General features: G+C 70.3%; 21 protein-coding genes and 1 tRNA gene. 13 read left to right on the top strand and 9 right to left on the bottom strand.

Features of this window, described 5'->3' with window-relative positions:
* Nucleotides 1–92: 92 nt before the first annotated feature.
* Nucleotides 93–177: transfer RNA gene (locus BM228_RS00325), tRNA-Leu, on the top strand.
* A gap of 121 nt (nt 178–298) precedes the next feature.
* Here the strand turns inward: BM228_RS00325 and BM228_RS00320 are convergent.
* Nucleotides 299–529, bottom strand: a complete 231-nt coding sequence (locus tag BM228_RS00320) for a DUF6429 family protein (protein WP_092036105.1) — start codon at nt 527–529, stop codon at nt 299–301.
* 255 nt (nt 530–784) lie between these two features.
* Here BM228_RS00320 and BM228_RS00315 point away from each other — a divergent pair, with 255 nt between their 5' ends.
* Nucleotides 785–2,731 (top strand): OPT family oligopeptide transporter, encoded by a 1,947-nt coding sequence (locus tag BM228_RS00315; protein WP_092036103.1) that lies wholly within the window; start codon nt 785–787, stop codon nt 2,729–2,731.
* A gap of 64 nt (nt 2,732–2,795) precedes the next feature.
* On the opposite strand, the gene BM228_RS00310 is transcribed toward BM228_RS00315, so the two are convergent.
* On the bottom strand, nt 2,796–3,182 hold the full coding sequence (locus tag BM228_RS00310) for a type II toxin-antitoxin system VapC family toxin (RefSeq protein WP_092036101.1): 387 nt from the start codon (nt 3,180–3,182) through the stop codon (nt 2,796–2,798).
* Complete coding sequence (locus tag BM228_RS00305; protein ID WP_208611964.1) at nt 3,179–3,430, bottom strand: AbrB/MazE/SpoVT family DNA-binding domain-containing protein; 252 nt, start codon at nt 3,428–3,430, stop codon at nt 3,179–3,181. Before BM228_RS00305 ends, BM228_RS00310 begins: the two co-directional genes overlap by 4 nt.
* 387 nt (nt 3,431–3,817) lie before the next feature.
* Between BM228_RS00305 and BM228_RS00300 the strand changes: the two genes are divergently transcribed.
* From BM228_RS00300 to BM228_RS00285, 5 genes are all read left to right on the top strand, one after another.
* Nucleotides 3,818–5,365: a DEAD/DEAH box helicase gene (locus tag BM228_RS00300; RefSeq protein WP_092036097.1), complete on the top strand. Its 1,548-nt coding sequence runs from the start codon at nt 3,818–3,820 to the stop codon at nt 5,363–5,365.
* Nucleotides 5,366–5,529: 164 nt separating this feature from the next.
* Entirely contained in the window at nt 5,530–5,715 is a 186-nt protein-coding gene (locus BM228_RS00295; protein ID WP_058194628.1) for a YegP family protein, read from the top strand.
* A gap of 229 nt (nt 5,716–5,944) precedes the next feature.
* Nucleotides 5,945–6,214: a hypothetical protein gene (locus BM228_RS00290; protein WP_092036095.1), complete on the top strand. Its 270-nt coding sequence runs from the start codon at nt 5,945–5,947 to the stop codon at nt 6,212–6,214.
* Between the two features lie 149 nt (nt 6,215–6,363).
* Nucleotides 6,364–6,501 (top strand): hypothetical protein, encoded by a 138-nt coding sequence (locus BM228_RS34435; RefSeq protein WP_167367623.1) that lies wholly within the window; start codon nt 6,364–6,366, stop codon nt 6,499–6,501.
* A 28-nt stretch (nt 6,502–6,529) separates the two neighbouring features.
* Complete coding sequence (locus BM228_RS00285) at nt 6,530–6,985, top strand: acyl-CoA thioesterase (RefSeq protein WP_208611963.1); 456 nt, start codon at nt 6,530–6,532, stop codon at nt 6,983–6,985.
* 6 nt (nt 6,986–6,991) lie between these two features.
* Here the strand turns inward: BM228_RS00285 and BM228_RS00280 are convergent, their stop codons facing one another.
* The gene (locus BM228_RS00280; protein ID WP_092036092.1) at nt 6,992–7,528 is read right to left on the bottom strand and encodes a superoxide dismutase family protein; all 537 of its coding nucleotides are present in this window, start codon (nt 7,526–7,528) and stop codon (nt 6,992–6,994) included.
* Between the two features lie 108 nt (nt 7,529–7,636).
* Here BM228_RS00280 and BM228_RS00275 point away from each other — a divergent pair, with 108 nt between their 5' ends.
* From BM228_RS00275 to BM228_RS00255, 5 genes are all read left to right on the top strand, one after another.
* Nucleotides 7,637–8,419, top strand: coding sequence for a TlyA family RNA methyltransferase (locus BM228_RS00275; RefSeq protein ID WP_244536973.1), 783 nt, complete (start codon nt 7,637–7,639; stop codon nt 8,417–8,419).
* Nucleotides 8,416–9,654: a class I SAM-dependent RNA methyltransferase gene (locus BM228_RS00270; RefSeq protein ID WP_092036090.1), complete on the top strand. Its 1,239-nt coding sequence runs from the start codon at nt 8,416–8,418 to the stop codon at nt 9,652–9,654. Before BM228_RS00275 ends, BM228_RS00270 begins: the two co-directional genes overlap by 4 nt.
* A gap of 81 nt (nt 9,655–9,735) precedes the next feature.
* Nucleotides 9,736–10,008 carry a hypothetical protein gene (locus BM228_RS00265; protein WP_244536972.1) on the top strand — a complete coding sequence of 91 codons (273 nt, stop codon included), beginning with the start codon at nt 9,736–9,738 and terminating at the stop codon, nt 10,006–10,008.
* Nucleotides 10,009–10,172: 164 nt separating this feature from the next.
* Nucleotides 10,173–11,177 carry a magnesium transporter CorA family protein gene (locus BM228_RS00260; protein WP_092036085.1) on the top strand — a complete coding sequence of 335 codons (1,005 nt, stop codon included), beginning with the start codon at nt 10,173–10,175 and terminating at the stop codon, nt 11,175–11,177.
* Nucleotides 11,178–11,272: 95 nt separating this feature from the next.
* The gene (locus BM228_RS00255) at nt 11,273–12,958 is read left to right on the top strand and encodes a methyl-accepting chemotaxis protein (protein ID WP_092036693.1); all 1,686 of its coding nucleotides are present in this window, start codon (nt 11,273–11,275) and stop codon (nt 12,956–12,958) included.
* Nucleotides 12,959–12,971: 13 nt separating this feature from the next.
* On the opposite strand, the gene BM228_RS00250 is transcribed toward BM228_RS00255, so the two are convergent.
* The 4 genes from BM228_RS00250 to BM228_RS00235 form a co-directional block, all read right to left on the bottom strand.
* A complete protein-coding gene (locus BM228_RS00250) occupies nt 12,972–14,660 on the bottom strand; it encodes a B12-binding domain-containing radical SAM protein (RefSeq protein ID WP_092036083.1) in 1,689 nt (562 codons plus the stop codon).
* A gap of 157 nt (nt 14,661–14,817) precedes the next feature.
* The gene (locus BM228_RS00245; protein ID WP_092036081.1) at nt 14,818–15,624 is read right to left on the bottom strand and encodes an SDR family NAD(P)-dependent oxidoreductase; all 807 of its coding nucleotides are present in this window, start codon (nt 15,622–15,624) and stop codon (nt 14,818–14,820) included.
* Between the two features lie 32 nt (nt 15,625–15,656).
* Nucleotides 15,657–16,424 (bottom strand): enoyl-CoA hydratase-related protein, encoded by a 768-nt coding sequence (locus tag BM228_RS00240; protein WP_092036079.1) that lies wholly within the window; start codon nt 16,422–16,424, stop codon nt 15,657–15,659.
* A 10-nt stretch (nt 16,425–16,434) separates the two neighbouring features.
* Nucleotides 16,435–18,174 carry an acyl-CoA dehydrogenase family protein gene (locus tag BM228_RS00235; RefSeq protein WP_092036077.1) on the bottom strand — a complete coding sequence of 580 codons (1,740 nt, stop codon included), beginning with the start codon at nt 18,172–18,174 and terminating at the stop codon, nt 16,435–16,437.
* A 137-nt stretch (nt 18,175–18,311) separates the two neighbouring features.
* Between BM228_RS00235 and BM228_RS00230 the strand changes: the two genes are divergently transcribed.
* Nucleotides 18,312–19,310, top strand: coding sequence for an L-threonylcarbamoyladenylate synthase (locus BM228_RS00230; RefSeq protein ID WP_092036075.1), 999 nt, complete (start codon nt 18,312–18,314; stop codon nt 19,308–19,310).
* 140 nt (nt 19,311–19,450) lie between these two features.
* Here BM228_RS00230 and wrbA read toward each other — a convergent pair whose 3' ends face one another.
* Nucleotides 19,451–20,047: an NAD(P)H:quinone oxidoreductase gene (gene wrbA / locus BM228_RS00225; RefSeq protein WP_092036073.1), complete on the bottom strand. Its 597-nt coding sequence runs from the start codon at nt 20,045–20,047 to the stop codon at nt 19,451–19,453.
* Between the last annotated feature and the right edge of the window lie 33 nt (nt 20,048–20,080).

Genomic DNA, 20,080 nt, shown 5'->3' with positions numbered 1-20,080 from the left:
GTTATCCGCTGCGCCGCCCGACATGACGGCGACCCGAGGGAGTCCCCGGAGGTCGCAGCGTTCGGGCGAACGGGCGGATCTTCGCGTCCGATGCGGCCATGGCGGAATTGGTAGACGCGCTAGCTTGAGGTGCTAGTCCCGCGAGGGGTGGAGGTTCGAGTCCTCTTGGCCGCACCACACGTTTGTTGTGGTGCTTTCCCTCTGAAAGCTGATCGGTCGGCCTCAGGCCGCGATCATGGCTTGGGGGCCTGATTTTCCTTTGCACACATGTGTTCGCAGCGTCGCTGAGCCGGGGCTCTCAATCCTTGCGCGTGAACAGCGCTTCGAACAGCGCCTCGGATTGGCGCAAGCCTTCCTCGGTCAGCACCACGGATTTGGCCCGGCCGACCGGATCGTCGATCAGCCCCTTCGCGTGCAGGCGGCCGAGGGTTGCCCAGTCGAACCCTTTCCAGGCCCGACATTCGTTGTGGAGCGTCAGCCACAGAAGGGCGAGCACCGCCTCGTCAATGCGCTCTTCGTCGATCTGCATACCCTGAAATTAGCACACCGTGCTTGCGCAGCCCAAGGTCCGGCTGGTTAGCAGCGGCCTGGGATATCCACATTTTTAGAAACGGCGCCTTCAACACAGTATAGCTTTTGGTTTTTTCGGTATATTTCGACAATATTGACCTCGTTTTCTTCAAATAAATATATAACGAGCCAGGATGTCCGCTTTTCCGACAGGTTGTCTTCCGCAGTCGACGACAGATAAACTCCGAGGATTCGATCTCGGAGCCCGATTCGCATGCCCAGCGGTGCCAAACCAGCCGAACTGACCTGGCGCGGCATCCTGCTCGGCGGCGTGCTGACGCTGCTGTTCACCGCTGCCAATGTCTATCTCGGCCTTAAGGTCGGGCTCACCTTCGCGACCTCGATCCCGGCCGCGGTCATCTCCATGGCAGTGTTGCGCCATCTGCCCGGCGCCACGGTGCCGGAGAACAACATCGTCCAGACCGTCGCCTCCGCGGCGGGAACGCTCTCGTGCATCATCTTCGTGCTGCCGGGCCTGGTGATGATCGGCTGGTGGCAGGGCTTTCCCTGGCTCATCACCGCGGGGATCGCCGCGACGGGCGGGATCCTGGGCGTGATGTTGTCCGTGCCCCTGCGCCGTGCCCTCGTGGTCGATTCGAACCTGCCCTATCCCGAGGGACGCGCCGCCGCCGAGGTGCTGGCGCTCGGCAACCAGGGCACCGCCGGCGCGGCGGACAGCGCGCTGGGCCTGCGGATCCTGGTCTGGAACAGCCTGGCCTCGGCCGGCTTCGCGGCCCTGGCCCAGACCCGGCTGGTGCTCGACAGCGCCGCGACCTGGTTCCGCGTCGGCGCCGGGGCCACCGGGATCGGCGGCAACCTGTCCTTCGCACTGCTCGGCGTCGGCCATCTCGTCGGCCTGTCGGTGGGGGCCGCGATGGCCCTCGGGCTGGTGATCGGCTGGGTCGTGCTGGTCCCGCTCCTGACCACGCAGCAGCCGATGCCGGACGTGTCCGTCGAGGCCTGGGTCGGCGCGGTGTTCCGGCAGGAGGTGCGGTTCTTCGGCGCCGGCGTGATGGCCGTCGCGGCGGTCTGGACGTTGATCCGGATCGCCCGCCCGGTGCTGGGCGGCATCCGCTCGGCCCTCGCCGCCGGGCGGGCGCGCGGCGCCGGCGTGACCTTGGCACTCGAGGAGCGCGATCTGCCGATCGCGGTCGTCGGCCTCGTCTCGCTGAGCCTGCTCCTGCCGATCGGCTGGCTGCTGTGGGACGTCCTCGCCGGCACCAGCCTGGAGCGGCACGGCGTGCTGCTGGTCGCGGGCGGCCTGCTGTTCGTCCTGGTGATCGGGCTCGTGGCGGCGGCGGTGACCGGCTACATGGCCGGGTTGATCGGCTCGTCCAACTCGCCTCTGTCGGGGATCGGCATCCTGGCCGCGCTGGCGAGTTCGGTGATGCTGCTGGGGCTTCTCGGCCGCGATGCGGATGCGCAGAGCAGCGGGGCGCTCGTCGCCTACGTGCTGACCGTCACCGGCGTCGTGTTCAGCATCTGCGCCATCGCGAACGACAACCTGCAGGACCTCAAGACCGGCCAGCTCGTGGGCGCAACCCCGTGGAAGCAGCAGGCGGCCCTCGTGGTCGGCGTGGTATTCGGCGCGGTGATCATACCGCCTGTGCTGAACGTGCTGGCGACGAGCTTCGGCTTCGTCGGGGCGCCCGGAGCGGGGCCGAACGCGCTGGCGGCGCCGCAGGCCGGCCTGATCTCGACCTTGGCGAAGGGCGTGCTGTCGGGCGAAGGCAATTGGCGCATGCTGGGTTGGGGCGCGGTTGCGGGCGTGGCGCTGATCGCCCTGGACGAAACCCTCGGCCGGCTGAAGCGCCTGCGCCTCCCGCCCCTGGCGACCGCCTTCGGGATCTACCTGCCCATGAAGCTGGTCGTGCCCCTGGTGGCCGGCGCGGTGATCGGCACGGTCTACGAGCGCTGGGCGCGCCGCCAGGCCGATCCGGAACGGGCTGTCCGGCTGGGCATCCTCACCGCGACGGGCCTGATCGTCGGCGAGAGTCTCTGGGGCGTCGCCTTCGCGATCATCGTCTACGTGTCGGGCGACGATGGCGCCCTGGCGCTGGTGGGCGACGGTTTTGGCGGGCCCGCGGTGATCGGCGGCTTGGTGTTATTCGCGGGTCTGACGGGAGGCCTCTACCGCCAGACGCGGCGGCTGGCGGCCTGACGCGGGCCGAGTCTCGGTATCCCTTCGAGACCGTGCGGCCCGCTTTCGTATTACGAGCGCGGCGTTAGCGGACCAGTTCGACAGTCAGGCCGAATACGCTGATCTTGGCCCATGCCCGATCGGTCGTGAGCACCAGCAAACGAAGCTTCACCGCGAGTGCTATGCAAGTTCGATCGCCGATCCCGCTCCCGAACTGCCGCGTCGCGTCCGTCAACAACGCGGCCGCGAAGGCGGCCTCGCGATCATGCGCGTGTATGTCGAGCCGCAGGTTCTGCACCAAGGTCTCGATGACCGGCAGATCCAATCCTCGCAGAAGAAGAGCTTTGACCAGTTCTTGAAGGTTGACCGCGGACATGGCCGCCTGACCGACGTAACGTGCGACCAAATCGGCTCCGGGCTCACCACGCAAAAGCGCTATGACGGCCGAGGTGTCGAAGACGACGGCACTCACGCAACTGGATCCTGGCCTTCCTCCTCGGCGCGACGCTCCTTCAGGAAGGCGGAGGAATCGGCATCATAGCGGACGTTCTCACGGTAAAGAGCCTGCAGCTTCGATACCACGCGGCCGACCGGTGAGAGGCGCACCTCGTCGCCATCGACCGTGACGACGAGCCGGGTCTCGCCCGTGACGCCCAGAGCCTCGCGCACGGATTGCGGCAGAACCATTCGGCCGTCGGCGGCCACCTTCGCGTCGGTCACGAATCGCATCGCCAGACCCTCAGCCTTCACGGAGCGAATTACCACACCACCCTGCGTCCGTCGTCGGGGCCTCGGGAATGACAAGTCGCCGAGACACGCGCCCAGGCGATCGGTGCCATGTCGTGCGGAGCGAGGCTTTGCATTGACTTCGCAGCCGCACACCCGCATATCGGCGGTGCAGCGTCAGCGGCCGTCATGGCCCGCTTGAGGGGGCTGCGTGACGGATCGGGCGCCTTCCGGCGTGATCCGGCCCCCCTCTTCATAACGTGCATGCACCCGGGCCGCCCCATCACGCGGGCTGCCCCCTGCCAACGGACCGACCTCAACATGGCGCTGCTCGCACAGGATGCGGGGCGCCCGGCCGGCCCTGCTGCATCGGATATCTCTTTGACCCAATTCACCGATTTCGGCCTTGCCCAGCCCGTGCTGCGGGCGCTCGGCGAGGCTGGCTACGTCACGCCGACCCCGATCCAGGCCCAGGCGATCCCGCCGGCCATGGAGGGCCGCGACCTCTGCGGCATCGCCCAGACCGGCACCGGCAAGACCGCGGCCTTCGCGCTGCCGATCCTGCACCGCCTCTCGCTCTCGGATCGCCGGGCCCCGCGCCGCGGCTGCCGGGTGCTGGTGCTCTCGCCCACCCGCGAGCTCGCCAACCAGATCGCCGAATCCTTCGCGGATTACGGCCGCCACCTGTCCTACACCACCACGGTGGTGTTCGGCGGCGTCACCATCAGCCGCCAGGAGCGGGCCCTGGCGCCCGGCGTCGACATCCTGGTCGCCACCCCGGGCCGGCTCATCGACCTGATCGAGCGCCGCTCGCTGACCCTCGAAGGCGTCGAGATCCTCGTCCTCGACGAGGCCGACCAGATGCTCGACCTCGGCTTCATCCACGCGCTCAAGCGCATCGTGAAGATGCTGCCGGCTCAGCGCCAGAGCCTGTTCTTCTCGGCGACCATGCCGAAGAACATCGCCGGTCTCGCCAGCCAGTATCTGAAGGACCCCGTGCAGGTCGCCGTGACCCCGGTGGCCACCACGGCCGAGCGCGTCGAGCAGAAGGTCATCTTCGCCCATACCGGCGCGAAGCAGGCGCTGCTCGCCCATATCCTGCGGGATCCGGCCATCGACCGGGTCCTGGTCTTCACCCGCACCAAGCACGGGGCGGACCGGGTCGTGCGCGGCCTCGACAAGGTCGGCATCGCCGGCGCCGCGATCCACGGCAACAAGAGTCAGCCGCAGCGCGAGCGGGCGCTCCAGGCCTTCCGCGACGGCGATTGCCGGGTGCTGGTGGCCACCGACATCGCCGCCCGCGGCATCGATGTCGACGGCGTCAGCCACGTGGTCAATTTCGACCTGCCGAACGTGCCCGAGAGCTACGTCCACCGCATCGGCCGTACCGCGCGCGCCGGGGCGACCGGTCTGGCGATCTCGTTCTGCAACGACGAGGAGCGGGCCTACCTGCGCGACATCGAGCGGCTGACCCGCCAGAGCGTGCCGGTGGCGGGCTTCCCCGAGGGCTTCACGCCCCCGTCGCGTCAGGAGGCGGCCGACATCGCCCGGGAGGAAGAGCGCCGGCCTGAGCGTCAGCAGCAGCGTCCGGGCGGTGGTCGTCCGGGCCAGCGGTCCCGTCCGCAGCAGGGCCGTCCCCAGCAGGGACGCCCGGAAGGCGGCCGCGGCTTCGGCGGCGGCCAAGGTCAAGGCGCGCCGCGCCAGGGCCGTCCGCAGGACGGTCGTAGTGAGGGCCGCGGCCCCGCCCCTCAGGGACGCGACGCCCGGTCGGATCGCCCCGCCCCCCGCCCGCAGGGTGAGCGCCCGAACCAGGCACGCCCGGCCCGCGACAGCCGGCCCCAGCGCACCGATGCCCGCCCGCGCAGCGCCGGTAGCGCCGGCGAAGGCGGCCGCAACATCGGCTGGCTGGAGCGGTCGCCCCGGTCCTGAGACCGAGAAGGGCGCTGCCCTGCACCCGCAAAAGGTCACGGACCTTTTGAAACCAGGACTTTCAAAATCCTAAAAAAAGCCGTCCCGGGAGGAGACTTCCGGGGCGGCTTCTTTTTTGCCCGCAGCATCCCATCTCATCGATAGGTCAGACGGGAGCCTGCCCCATGCGGTTCGAACTCTATCGGGATGCCAAGGGCGAGTGGCGCTGGCGCCTGCGCGCCCGCAACGGCGAGGTGGTGGCCGAGTCCGGCGAGGGCTACCTGCGCCGCGAGGATTGCGAACACGGCATCGCCCTCGTCCGCCAAAGCACCGAGGCGCGCATCGTCGACATGACCACGCAGATCGCCTGACCGTCCCGGCATCAAGGATCCAACCCTTTGATCCGGTGCGATGAATCGCGCCGCACCGGCACGCCTGCCTGAGGCCGCTGCCGAAAATAAACCCTTGCGCCTATCCGTAGCGGTTACGCTGCAACGCTTCTCCTCGCCCGTGCGTTGCAGCGTTTCGGACCGCCGGAAGGGTTCTCGTGCCTCGCGCGGTCCGTCGTACAAGACGTGATCACGCGAAGGGAGTCGAGACGTGCTGAGGAAATTCCTGCTCGCGGCCCTGCTGGTGCTGGGCTTCGCGGCCGCTGCGCCACAGGGCGCGTCGGCTGCGCCCGTCGGTCCGGGCATTGCCCTGCCGGCCGACGCCGCGCCGGCCGTGGCCCAGAAGGCCCAGTACTACTACCGCCGCCGCTTCTATGGCCCGCGCCCGTTCTACCGCCGGCCCTATTACCGTCGCCGGTTCTACTACGGCCCGCGGCCGTTCTACCGCCGTCCGTATTACCGTCGCCGGTTCTACTACTAAGCGGATCGAGACCCTGATCGGCCCGGCGGCTCACACGAGCCGCCGGGCTTTTTCGTGCCGCGATTCGGGATGCGCACGCAGGCTCCATGCCGTATAGTGCAGGAAAAGGACGGACCGGCGACAGATCGGCCCGCCCGGGAGGACATACGATGAACGATATCGCGCAGCGCGCCGAGCCCGCGGCGGCGACGCCGGAGCTCTGGCAATCGATCCCGTTCGAATGCATCCTGGGCGCCGCCGCTATCTTGCTGGCGGCCGGGCTGAAGCTCGCCGGCTTCCTTCTCTGACGGCGCGCGGGACAGGCGGATGGACGGCATGCAGCACGTCGGACGCGCAGCAGCGGGCGAGAGCGCGGCAGCGCCGCCCCCCGAGTCGGACCTGCCCCGCGGCGACCTCACGGTCCGGACCATCGCGATGCCGGCCGACACCAATGCCAATGGCGACATCTTCGGCGGCTGGGTTCTGACCCAGATGGATCAGGCCGGCGGCATCGCGGGGGTCGACCGGGCCCAGGGCCGCGTCGTCACCGTCGCCCTCGACGCCATGACCTTCATCCGCCCGGTCAGGGTCGGCGACGTGCTGTGCGTCTACACCCGGGTCTCACATGTCGGCCGGACCTCGATGAAGATCGAGGTCGAGGCCTGGGCGCGCCGCTTCTGCACCCAGCTCCGCGAGCGGGTGACACAGGCCACCTTCACCTTTGTGGCGATCGACGAGGCCGGACGCCCGCGCCCGATCCCGCCCCTGGTGCCCTCGCCCAATCCGGGCTGATGGGTTCTACTTGATCACCGCGCAAGCAATCCGGTCGCCGGCGCCGCCGATCGGCTGAGTGGTGTGGTCGTCCTCGTTGGCGTGGATGATCAGGGCCGAGCCGTCGCCGTCCTTGAGGCCGCCCTCGCCGGTGAGCGGCGTCTCGCTGGTCACCTCGGCATTGGCCGAGCCGTCCTGGACCACGTAGAGGTTCGGCAGGTCGCCCTCGTCGGGCCCGTCCGGGTTGAGCAGGCCGTGCTTGCTCTGGTCGTGGTTCACATGAGCCTTGGAATTCAGGAATTTCGGATCCGAGCAATCGCCCACGGCGTGGAAATGCATGCCGTGCCAGCCAGGCGGGAGGCCGCCGGGCTGGATGGCGACACGCAACACCAGGCTGTTCGCGCCATCACGGATCGCGATCGTGCCGATCGTGTCGCCCTTGGCGTTCTTCACGGGCGCCTGGAACGTCTCGGCGGGCTTGGCGGCTGCCGGCGGCTCCTGGGCCAGGGCGCCGCTCGCCGCGAAGGGACCCAGCAGCGCGAGCAGCGGCAGGATGCGTGTCATACGGTGGCTCTCCTCTCAAGCCCGGTCTAGTTAGGATGCGCGCCGCCCCTTCGACAGGGCCGGCTCCCGAAACCTTCGCCGTATCTGGCGCCAGCCCATAAAGCCTTGATGATCGGAGACCGGCCCATACCGGATCGCGCGGCGCCCGCGCGCCTTGATCCCTCGCCGAAACGGGCCGACCTGTTCCTGGTGGAGCACGGCTATTTCGAGAGCCGGGCGCGGGCGCAGGCGGCGATCCGGGCCGGGCTGGTGCGGGTTGACGGCCGGCTTCTGGCGCGGGCCTCGGAAGCGATCCGCCCGGGCGCGCAAGTCGAGGCCACACCCGAGCACCCCTATGCCTCCCGGGGTGGCCTGAAGCTCGCGGCGGCCCTCGACGCGTTCCGGCTCGATCCGGCCGGCCTCGCCTGCCTCGATGTCGGCGCCTCGACCGGCGGCTTCACCGACGTGCTGCTCGCCCGGGGCGCGGCCCATGTCCACGCGGTCGATGTCGGCCGGGGGCAGCTCCATCCGCGGCTGACGGGGGATCCCCGCGTCACCAGCCTGGAGGGCACCGACATCCGCAATCTCGACCCGGCGCGGCTCGTCCCGCGGCCCGCGCTGGCCAGCGTCGATGTCAGCTTCATCGGCCTGCGGCTGGTGCTGCCGGCCCTGCCGGCGCTGCTGGCACCGGGTGCCGCGATCGTGGCGCTGATCAAGCCGCAATTCGAGGCCGGGCGCGAGCGGGTCGGGCGCGGCGGCCTGGTGCGCGATCCGGCCGTCCACGCGGAGGTCTGCGCGACTGTCCGCTTCGTGCTGGAGGGGCTTGGGGCGACGATCCTGGGCCTGATCGACTCGCCCGTGCCGGGTGGCGACGGCAATTCCGAATTCTTGATCGGCGCAACCCTACCATGAGCGAAACGGTCACGATCCGGGACCTCGGCGCCCGCGGCGACGGCATCGCCGAGGACGGCCTCCTCGTCCCCTACACGCTGCCCGGGGAGCGGGTGACGATCCGCCGGGAGGGCAAGCGCGCCGAGTTGCTGGGCATCGAGCAGGCCTCGCCCGACCGGGTCGAGCCGTTCTGCCCCTACTACATGCGCTGCGGCGGTTGCCGGACGCAGCACCTCGCCCCGGCGGCGGAATTGTCCTGGAAGCGCGGCCTCGTCGCCCAGGCCCTGTCGCAGGCCCGGCTCGTGGTCGAGCCCGAGGCCGCCATCGACGCCCATGGAGCTGGGCGGCGCCGCATCACCCTGCATGTCCGGGAGATCGACGGACAAGGCGAGGCCGGGCTGATGGCGGCGCGCAGCCACGCGCTGGTGCCGATCGACCATTGCCCGATCACCGTGCCGGCGCTGCATCCGGCCCCTGCCGTAGCGCGCCGCCTCGCGGCGCCGCTGGGCCACGGCCGCAAGCCCCTCGACGTGGCCGTCACCGCCACCGACCAAGGCCTCGACATCGACCTGCGCGGCCACGGGCCGGTGAGCGGCGGCGTCGCCTCCGCGCTGGTGCGGATCGCGGGCGAACTCGGCCTCGCCCGCCTGTCGCTCCACGGCGAGCGCCTGATGGAGGCCGAGCCGGTCTCGGTAACGTCCGGCGAGAGCCGCCTCTACCCGGCGCCGGGGGGCTTCCTCCAGGCGACAGCCGCCGGACAGCAGGTGCTCACCGACCTGACCCTCGCGGCCCTGGGCCGCCGCCCGCGGCGGGTCGCGGACCTGTTCTCCGGCTGCGGCCCCCTCGCCCTGGCGATGGCCCGCAACGCCGCGGTCCACGCCGTCGAGGCGGATGCGGCCGCGCTGGCCGGCCTCGATCGGTCCGCCCGGGCCGCCACGGGCCTGCGCCAGATCACCACCGAACGCCGGGACCTGTTCCGCCGACCGCTGCTGCCCACGGAACTGGACGGTCTCGACGCGGTGGTGTTCGACCCGCCCCGGGCCGGCGCCGAGGCTCAGGCCCGGCAGATCGCCGCCTCGCGGGTGCCGGTGGCGATCGGCGTTGCCTGCGATACCGGCACCTTCGCCCGGGACGCGGCGACGCTCACGGAAGGCGGCTTCCGGCTCGAATCGGTGACACCGGTCGATCAGTTCCGGCACTCGGACCATGTCGAGATGGTCGGCGTGTTCCGGCGCGAGGCCCCCCGCCGTCGCTGAGGCTTGAAACTTGACGACTTGAATCTTGGAGGCTTGCAACTTGCTGGGGAATCTGACCTTCTTCCGATGACTGGAGGTGTCATGACCACAGCCTCGATCCGCTTGCTCGCCCTCGCCGCGCTGAGCGTCGCCCTTCCCGCAACGCTGGCGGCCCAGCCCCGCGCCCCCGATCAGACCGGCACCGGCGGCGGGCCGACCTCGACGATCACGGCGCCGAACACCAACCGGCTCGGCGTGACCAAGCCGCCGGGCACGTCGCTCGGCCCCGGCGAGGTGCCCTCGCGCCAGGAGCAGCGGCGCGAACGTGAACTGACCGACAAGATCGACAACAGCATCTGCGAAGGCTGCAACTGAACGCCGAAGCCGGCCGCGTGAAACCGCCGAGGCGGGCCGCGATGTCACGGAAGCGTCAGAAAACAACGCCACACCCACGGCACAGCTTGCGCTCGGAGCCGCCGTGCCGGATGCGGACCGGACCTTGCGCCGCCCAGTGACCGTTTCGCACCCGAGACCCCTTCGTGATTTTCATCCACCAGCCCGCAACCGGCGCCGGATCCTCGCTGCTTGAGCGCCGAATCGTCGACCTTCAGGATACGATCCCCGAGGACACCGTCTGGCTGGACCTGATCCGTCCGAGCCGCGAGGAGGAGCTCAAGGTCGAGGCCTTCGCCGGCATCGAGGTTCCGACCCGCGAGGAGATGAAGGACATCGAGCCCTCGGAATTGCTCTACGTCGAGGAGGGCGCCCGCTACATGACCGGGCGCGTGCTCTCGAAGGTGAGCGATGCCGAGGAGCCGGGGCTCGCCGGCATCACCTTCATCCTGCGCGGCAGCCGCCTCGTCACCGTGCGTTACGAGGAGCCGCAGGCCTTCCGGATGTACACGCAGCGCGCCGGCCGCACGATGGGCAACGGCAGTTCCGTCTCCCCCTCCGGCGAGACCATCCTGGCCGGGCTGATCGAGGCGGTGATCGACCGGGCGGCGGACGTGCTGCAGCTCCAGGGCGAGCGCATCGACCGCCTGTCGGGCAAGATCTTTGAAGTGCAGGCCGATCCGTCGGCACGCAACACGGCCCTTCAGGACACGTTGCGGGCGCTCGGACGACACGGCGACCTGATCTCGAAGCAGCGCGAGAGTCTGGTCTCGATGGAGCGAATCCTGCTTTCGTTGTCGGCGACCTATCGGACCAACAAGGCGCCCCGCGACCTGCGAGAGGATGTCCGCTCGACCCTGCGCGATCTTCAATCGCTGGAAGAGCACGCGACCTTCCTCTCCACGAAAATTCAATTTCTGCTGGATGCCACGCTCGGGCTGGTCAACCTTGAGCAGAACAACATCATCAAGCTGTTCTCGGTCATGGCCGTCGTATTCATGCCGCCGACACTGATCGCCTCGATCTACGGCATGAATTTCAAGTCCATGCCTGAACTAGAACTTCCGTACGGCTACCCGATGGCGGTGGTGATGATGTTCGTCGCCGCGGTCCTGCCCTACGTTTTCTTCCGCTGGAAGAAGTGGCTGTAGTCACGAATAGCTGTCGACGCGCAGCGGAACGTTAAGAAATATCATAGAGATCATCGAGGTTGAAGCGCCGCCCGGCCGCGACGACGGAAGCCCCGATGCGATTCTCACTGAAGATGGTCCTGTGCGGCGCCATCGGTCTGCTCGCCCTCGCCGCCGCCGGCCAGGGTGTCGTCAGCGTCGTCCGGCTGTCCGAGATCGAGCGGGACGCCAAGGCGGTCTCTCAGGTCTGGCTGCCCGCCCAGAATCAGGCCGAGGCCATCGGCATGGCGGTGCGCGACGTGCGGCTGAAGCTCTACCGGCTGGTCGTCGGATCGCCGGATTTCGCGACCCTCGACAAGAATCAGACCGCGCTCACCGACGGCCTCGGTGCCCTCTCCGAACTACGCCAAGCCTATCAGGACCGCCTGTCGACGCCCCGGGAGCGGGAGACCTACGAGCGCTTTACCACCGCCTGGAACGCCTACCAGAACGTCCAGCTCCAGGTGGTTGAGCTGATGATCGCCGGCGACACGAACGGCGCCCTCAAGCTGGTCCTCGATCCGGAGACCGGCGCCCAGAGCGAGGCGGCGGTCGGCAGCCTCACCGAGGCGATCGCGCTCGCCCGGTCGCAGACCGATGCGAACGTCGCAGGTACCGCCGACAACGCCACGTCGGCCAAGCACACCGCCCTCGCCGCCACCGCCTTCGGCCTGCTGGTGGCCGCCGCGGCGATGCTGTTCGCCCTGTTCGGCATCGCCCGCCCGATCCAGCGCATGACCGGCGCCATGGCTCGCCTGGCCGAGGGCGACGCGACCGTGGCGATCCCTGAGACCGGGCGCCGGGACGAGATCGGCGCCATGGCGGCGGCGGTGCAGGTGTTCAAGGACAACCTCATCCGCACCCGCACGCTGGAGGAGGAGACGGCGCTCGCCCGGGCCGGCGCCGAGGCGCAGAGGCGGCGCGCCGTCGAAGAGATGGCCGATGGCTTCGAGGCCGCCATCGGCGGCGTGCTCGCCGCGGTGACGGAGGCGGCCCTCGACCTGCGGGCCCATGCCGAGGCCATGACCAGCACGGCGACGCGCACGGCCGAGCGCTCGGCCGCGGTGGCGAGCGCCGCGCAGGAGGCCGCCGCTCATGTCGGCACGGTGGCGGTGGCGGCCGAGGAGCTCGGCGCCTCGGTCCAGGAGATCGGCCGGCAGGTGGACGGCTCCGCCGACCTCGCCCGGGGCGCGGTCGCCCAGGCCGGACAGACCGCGGGGCTGGTCCAGGAGCTGAGCGAGGCCGCGGGCCGGATCGGCGACGTGGTGCGGCTGATCTCCGACATTGCCGGCCAGACCAACCTGCTCGCCCTGAACGCCACGATCGAGGCGGCCCGCGCCGGTGAGGCCGGGCGGGGCTTCGCCGTGGTCGCCTCCGAGGTGAAGGCGCTCGCCGCGCAGACCGCCAAGGCCACCGACGAGATCACCGGTCAGGTCGGCCGGATCCAGGGGGCAACCGGTCAGACCGTTGGCGCCATCGACGGCATCACCGGCCGGATCCGCGAGATCGACGGGGTGGCGGCCACCATCGCGGCCGCCGTCGAGCAGCAGGGCGCCGCGACCCAGGAGATCGCCCGCAACATCGCCGAGGCGGCCACCGGGACCGGCTCGGTCACCGGTACGATCGACGACGTCGCCCGGGCCGCCGACGAGACCGGCACGGCCGCCACACGGATGCTCGCCTCGGCGGCGAGCCTCTCGGCGCAATCCGAGGCCCTGCGCCGGGAGATCGGCGACTTCCTGCAGACGGTGCGGGCTGCCTGAACCCGGCCGCCGCTCAGGCCACCGCGGCGAGGTGCTTGACCTCGGCCCGGGCGACCACCTTGCCCACCGGCGCGGCCTTGCCGCATCCCTCGGTGTCGGGAGCCAGGACCGGCGGCATCACCCAGCGGCCGGCCTCCAGCTCGGCGATCCGGCCGTTGATCTCGCGGATCACGTAGCGCGAGAACGGGTAAACGTGCAGGTAGATCACCATGTTGGTGACCACCGCTTCCAGGGCCGCCGGATTAGTCCGGGCGGTCTGGAAGAACACGCTCCAGAAATGCTTGGCGAGTTCCGGCCGCCGCACGGTCATCCGCCAGCAGACCCGGAGCAGCGACGTCAGATCGCGCGCGACGTGCCGCCAGTTGACCTTGTGGGCGGCGAATTTCGGGCGCTTCACCCGACGTCCAATCTCGCGGATGCGGGCGAAGAAGTTCGGCGGGTCGTAGATCTCCGCCAGCACGTCCCGGTAATCGGCGAGCACGTCCTGCTGCGGGCGCAGGGTCACGAAGTTGAGCCCTTGCGTGCAATGGTCGCCCTGCTCGGCGGTGGTGTAGGCGAAGTTCTCGAACAGGCGGCCCTCCTTGCGCAGGCGGCGCGAGAGCTGGGTGTTCGGCATCGCGTAGAGCAGGCCGACCATCGCGATCGGGATGCCGGTCTGGCTGATGCACAGGGACATCGCCTTGCTGATGCTGTCCTTCTCGGTGTCGAAGCCGACGATGAAGCCCGCCGTGACGAACATGCCGTGCTCGTAGAGCTTGTGCACGCTGTCGGCGATCGAGCGCTTGGTGTTCTGCTTCTTCTGGGTCTGGATCAGCGTCGCCTCGTCGGGCGTCTCGATCCCGGTGAACAGGGCGAAGAAGTTCGCGTCCCGCATCATCCCGAGCAGTTCGTCGTCATCGGCGAGGTTCAGCGAGGCCTCGGTGGAGAACTTGAACGGGTAGCCGTGATCCTCCTGCCACTTGATCAGGTGCGGCAGGAACAGCTTGATCGCCTTCTTGTTGCCGATCAGGTTGTCGTCGACGAAATCGACATGGCCGCGATAGCCGAGGCCGTAGAGCCGGTCGAGCTCGGCCAGCATCTGCGGCGTGGTCTTGGTCCGCGGCGCGCGGCCATAGAGCTCGATGATGTCGCAGAACTCGCAGGTGAACGGGCAGCCGCGCGAGAACTGGACGCCGATATACAGGTAGTGGCTGAAGGTCAGCAGCTCGAAGCGTGGGATCGGGCTGGTGGTGACGTCCGCCTTGAACTTTTCCGCCGTGAACCGGCCGCGGCGCGCCCCGGACTCCCAGGCCTCCACGAAGGTGGCGAGGATGCCCTCGGCCTCGCCCAGCACGAGGAAATCGGCCTTGTCGTAGATCTCCGGGGTCGAGGTCGGCGCCGGGCCGCCGACGCAGACCGGTACGCCCAGCGCCAGGCATCGATCGATGACGACGAGGCAGTCCGGCTCCTGGGGCAGCATGCCGCCGGTCATCACCAGGTCGGCCGCGAGGATCTGCGCGTCGGTGAGATCTTCGCAGTTGCGGTTGACCAGGCTCACCTGCCAGGCCGGCGGCAGCATCGCGGCTAGGGTGATCAGGCCCAGCGGCGGCGCCGGCGCGCGGGCGCCCTGCAGTTCCATGGCCTCCTTGAAATTCCACATCGAGTTTTCGTAGAACTTCGGGAACACCATCAGCACGCGCGGGGCCGTATTCGCATCCGACATGCTTGTCGTCCTCGTCGCACCGAAGTGAGCCGGCTTAAAATCGCAGAGCCGAGCGCACGATTACGGTCTAACGTGCGGGAGAATTACGGCGGTTTTTCGCTCCCGCGGCAATCCGGTCCGGTTTCGGCAGCGGGGCGACGGCCGGCTCGGAGCGCGGTCAGGGCCCGACGCGGAAACGCTCCGGCTGGGTGCCGTCGGCATCGGTGAAGCCGTAGATCCGGGCGAGATCGCCCGCATGCAGCACTGCGCCGGCCCGGGCGGCGATGTCCGGATCGGCCGCCAGCGCGGCGAGCGCCCGGCCGGCATAGAGCGGCCCCTCGGTGGCCCGCTCCTCCTGCCCGAGATCCCGCGCCCGCTCGGTGGCGACGAAGCCCGGCGACAGGCCGAGCGCGGTCACGCCGTAGGGCGCGAGGTCCTGTCCGAAGGCGAGCGCCAGCCGGTTGGTGGCCGCCTTGGCGGAATCGTAGAACACGTCGCCGAGGTAATCCTCGGTCCCGAACGAGACCAGGGCGATCAGGCCGGCCCGCGCCGCCACCATGGACGGGGCGACCGCGCGGGCGAGCAGCAGCGCCGGCAGCGGCCCGGCTTGGAGGAAGCCCAGATACGGCTCGGCCGAGCGGCGCCAGAACGGCGTGCCCCAGCCGGCCCCGTCCGGGTAGCGCGCGCCGTCATAGCCCTCGTTGCCGCCCCAGACGCTGCAGGCCGCGACGTCGATCCGCCCGAACCGGCGCAGCACCCAATGCACCAGCGTGTCGGTGGCCCGCTCCGAACGGTGGTCGCAGAGGTAATGGTGGCCGCGCCCGCCGGCCGCGTCGACCAGGCGGGCGGTGTCCTCGATCGATTCGGGCCGCATCTCGGTGCGCGGGCCAGTCTCGCTGGAGCGGGCGGTGACGATCACGGTCGCCCCGGCCTCGCCGAGCGCCCGGGCCAGGCCCCGCCCGACGCCCCGCGAGGCCCCGGCCACCAGGCAGATCTTTTGGGAGAGGTCGGGCGTGCTCACGCCGAGGAGGCGGGCTTGGCGCGCGACAGGAAGGCGGCGAGCCGCTCCTGGGATTCGGGCGAGCGGAGCTGCGCGTCGAAGGCCCGCGCCTCCGCCTCCAGCGCCGCCTCGACCTGGGCCTGGTCGCCGCGGATCAGGGCGCGGGACGCGGCCAGCGCCCCTCGCGGCAGGGCGGCGAGCTTGGCCGCCTGAGCGATGGCCTGTTCCAGCAGCATGTCGGCCGGGAGCACGCCGTTGACCAGTCCGAGCGCCAACGCCTCGTCGGCGTTGAGGGGCTGAGAAAGCAGCAGCAGCTCCGTCGCCTTGAGCCGCCCGACCCGCAGGGGCAGCAGGTAGCTCGACGCCGCCTCCGGCACGAGGCCGAGTTCCACGAAGGGCATGCGCAGCCGCGCGGCGGGGCTCGCATAGACGAGATCGCAATGCAGGCTCAGCGTCGCCCCGATGCCCACCGCGATCCCATCGATCGCCGCCACCATCGGGGTGCGGGTGCGGGCGAGCTGGCGGATGAAGGCCAGGGCCGGCGAGGCGCTGAAGCCGCCCGCGGCGCCCCCCATGAAGTCGGCGAGGTCGTTGCCGGCGCTGAACATCCCGGGCTGCCCGCCGAACACCACGGCGCCGATGTTTTCGGACGCATCGGCCCCCGCCAGGGCCTCGCGCATCGCGTCGTACATCGCCCCGGTGAGCGCGTTCTTTTTCTGCGGGCGGTTCAGGGTGATCAGGCGGACGCCGCCTTCGAGATCGGTGATCGTGACGGTCTCGGCCATGTCCGTTCCCTCAAACTGCCAGCGCCAACGCGGCATCGTCCGTGAAGGCGCCGCCCTCCACCACCGACTGCTCCAAACCGCTCACCGCCGGCAGGAGGTTTTCGGCGTAGAACCGGGCCAGCGCGATCCGGGCGGCGTGGGCCGGGTCGGTCTCGCCGGCTTTCAGGGCCGCCGAGGCCGCGAGCGCGCCGCGGGCCAGGCAGGCGCCGCCGAGCGCCAGGCCGAACAGGCGCAGATACGGGGTCGCGCCGGCGAGCGCCGCGTTCGGGCGGTTCGAGGTCAGCGCCGCGAGCTGGTGGCTGGTCGCCCGGTCGAGGCTGCCGATCGCATCGCGCAGCCGCGCCGCCATATGGCCGAAGGCGGGGTCGGACGCCTTGAGCAGGCCCTCCGCGGCCCGGCGCATCCAGGCGATCTGCGACCGGGCGGTGGCGCCGCCGTTGAGCGGCAGCTTGCGGGCGGTGAGGTCGATGGCCTGGATGCCGTTGGTGCCCTCGTAGATGCCGAGGATGCGGGCATCGCGCATCAGCTGGGCCGCCCCGGTCTCCTCCACGAAGCCCATGCCGCCATGAACCTGCACGCCGAGCGAGGTCACCTCGTTGGCGAGATCCGTGGCGAACGCCTTGGCCACCGGGGTCAGCAGGGAGGCGCGGTCGAGCGCCCCCTGCCCTCCCGGGCCCTGCGACGCGTCCAGGGCGGAGGCGGTGAGGTAGCAGATGCCGCGCGCGGCCGCCGTGTAGGCCTTCATGGTCAGCAGCATGCGCTGCACGTCCGGATGCGCGACGATCGGGCTCGTCGGCTCGGGGGCGCCCACCGCCCGGCCCTGCCGACGCTCCTGCGCGTAGGCCAGCGCCCGCTGGGTCGCGGCCTCGGCGACGCCGACGCCCTGCAGGCCGACATTGAGCCGCGCTGCGTTCATCATCGTGAACATGCAGGCCAGCCCCTTGTTCTCCTGGCCGATCAGCCAGCCGACCGCGCCACCGTTGTCGCCGAAGGCCATCGAGCAGGTCGGCGAGGCGTGGATGCCGAGCTTGTGCTCGACGCCGGAGCAACGCAGGTCGTTGGCAGTCCCGTCCGGCAGGACCTTCGGGACGAGGAACAGCGAGATGCCGCGGGTGCCGGCGGGCGCGTCGGGTAGGCGCGCCAGCACGAGGTGGACGATGTTATCCGCCAGATCATGCTCGCCGTAGGTGATGTAGATCTTGGATCCGGTGATGCGGTAGGTGCCGTCGCCGGCGGGCTCGGCGCGCGTGCGCAGCAGCGCGAGGTCGGAGCCCGCCTGCGGCTCCGTCAGGTTCATGGTCGCGGGCCATTCGCCCGTGACGAGCTTTTCGAGATAGCGCGCCTTCAGGTCGTCGGAGCCGTGGGCCGCGAGCGCCTCGATGCCGCCCTGGGTCAGCAACGGGCAGAGGCCGAAGGCGAGGTTGGCGCCGTTCCACATCTCGGTGCAGGCAGCCTCGACCAGCTTCGGCAGGCCCTGGCCGCCATGGTCGGCCGCGGCCGAGAGACCGTTCCAGCCGCCTTCGGTGAAGGTCCTGTAGGCCTCGCGCCAGCCGGGCGACGTGGTGACGCGCCCATCCGCGAACGGGGTGCCGTGCCGGTCGCCGACCCGGTTCAGGGGCGCGATCACCCCGGCGGCGATCCGCCCAGCCTCGGTCAGGATCGCCTCGGCGTCTTCCGGGTCGACCCCGTCGAGCCCGGTCACGTGCCGGAGGGTGAACAGCATCTCGGGGACGGGGGCGCGGTAGCTCATCGGGTGGTCGCTCCTCTCGGCCCGCCCGCTTGATATCCCGGGGCGGGTTTGACCGCGCCCGGGCACCGGGGCTACGGCGGCCCCAGGATAGGCGCGCGACGGGCGCGCCGCCATCATCTCGCACGACGGCTTCCCGCATGAATGATCCCGGGTCAACGGTCCCGGCCGCGACCCGGCGGCTCGATCCCGACGCGGACGGCCTCGCGCAGGCCGCCGCGCTCCTGCGGGCGGGCGAACTCGTGGCCTTCCCCACCGAGACGGTCTACGGGCTCGGGGCCGACGCTACCGACCCGGCCGCGGTGGCACGGATCTTCGCCGCCAAGGAACGGCCGCGCTTCAATCCGCTGATCGCCCATCTGGCCGACGGGGACGCCGCCCTGGCTGAGGGCACCTTCGACGATTCCGCCCAGCGCCTCGCCGAAGCGTTCTGGCCCGGCCCCCTGACCCTGGTCGTGCCGGCCCATGCGGGCACCCGCGTCTGCGACCTCGCCCGGGCCGGGCTGCCGAGCGTCGCCCTGCGGGTCCCCGGGCACCCGATCGCCCGCGCTCTGTTGAGCGCCGTCGGCCGGCCGGTGGCGGCGCCCTCGGCCAACCGCTCGGGTCGCGTCAGCCCGACCCGGGCCGATCACGTGCTCGACGACCTCGCCGGGCGGATCGCCGCCCTGCTCGACGGCGGCGACACGCCGGTGGGGGTCGAATCAACGGTGGTCGCCTGCCTCGGCGGCGTGCCGCGCCTGCTGCGGCCCGGCGGCATCACCCGGGCGGCGCTGCGCGATGTCCTGGGCTTCGACCCGGCCGACCCCGAGGCGGCGGATGCCGACCGGCCGGCCGGCCCCGGCATGCTCGCCTCGCACTACGCGCCCCGGGCGCGGGTGCGCCTCGACGTGGACGCGGTCGGGCCCGGCGAAGCTTTGCTGCTGTTCGGCGCCGGACGGCCCGAGGGCCATGAACATGCGCGGGCCGTGCTCAACCTGAGCCCGGCCGCCGACTTGGCCGAAGCGGCGTCCCGGCTGTTCGGGGCTTTGCGCGATCTCGACGCCTCGGGGGCCGAGACCATCGCGGTCGCGCCGATCCCGGCGGACGGCCTGGGCGAGGCGATCCGGGACCGGTTGGCCCGGGCCGCCGCGCCGCGCTGAGGGGGAAGTATTTTTATCGAGGCTGTGGAACAGACGCTCGCGTCACCCGTTCATTGCTCACGAAGGCCTTCTCAGCCCCCAAATGGCCTTTTTCCTTCAAGGCTCGGAGCAATCCGAGCCTTTTTTCTTGTCCTGCGGGCTCAGGCCAGCTTGGCCGCGATCCCGGCGACGTGGCGGCCCTGGAACCGGGCACCGTCCAGCTCGACCGCACTCGGCTGGCGGGAACCGTCGCCATCCGCGATGGTGCTGGCGCCGTAGGGCGTGTTGCCCTTCACTGCCTCGACGCCCGCCTGACCCGGGAACGAATAGGGCAGGCCGACCACCACCATGCCGTGGTGGAACAGCACCGTGTGGAAGCTCGTCAGCGTCGTCTCCTGGCCGCCATGCTGGGAGGCCGTGGAGGTGAAGACCGAGCCGACCTTGCCGACCAGAGCGCCCTTCATCCAGAGGCCGCCGGTCTGGTCGATGAACTGCTTCATCTGCGAGGCCATGTTGCCGTAGCGGGTCGGCGTGCCGAAGATGATCGCGTCGTACTGGGGCAGCTCGTCGACCGTGGCGATCGGTGCGGCCTGATCGAGCTTGAAGTGGCTCTGCCGGGCGACCTCCTCGGGCACCAACTCCGGCACGCGCTTGACCACCACCTCGGCCCCGGCCTCCCGAGCACCCTCGGCGACGGCGTAGGCCATCTGCTCCACATGTCCGTAGGTCGAGTAGTACAGCACCAGAACCTTGGCCATTGCGCGATCTCCCGTCTCAGTTTGCGGCATGCC

The sequence above is a fragment of the Methylobacterium pseudosasicola genome (genome assembly GCF_900114535.1).
In the GTDB taxonomy this organism is placed as follows: Bacteria; Pseudomonadota; Alphaproteobacteria; order Rhizobiales; family Beijerinckiaceae; genus Methylobacterium; species Methylobacterium pseudosasicola.
This window is presented reverse-complemented; position numbering and strand designations above follow the sequence as displayed.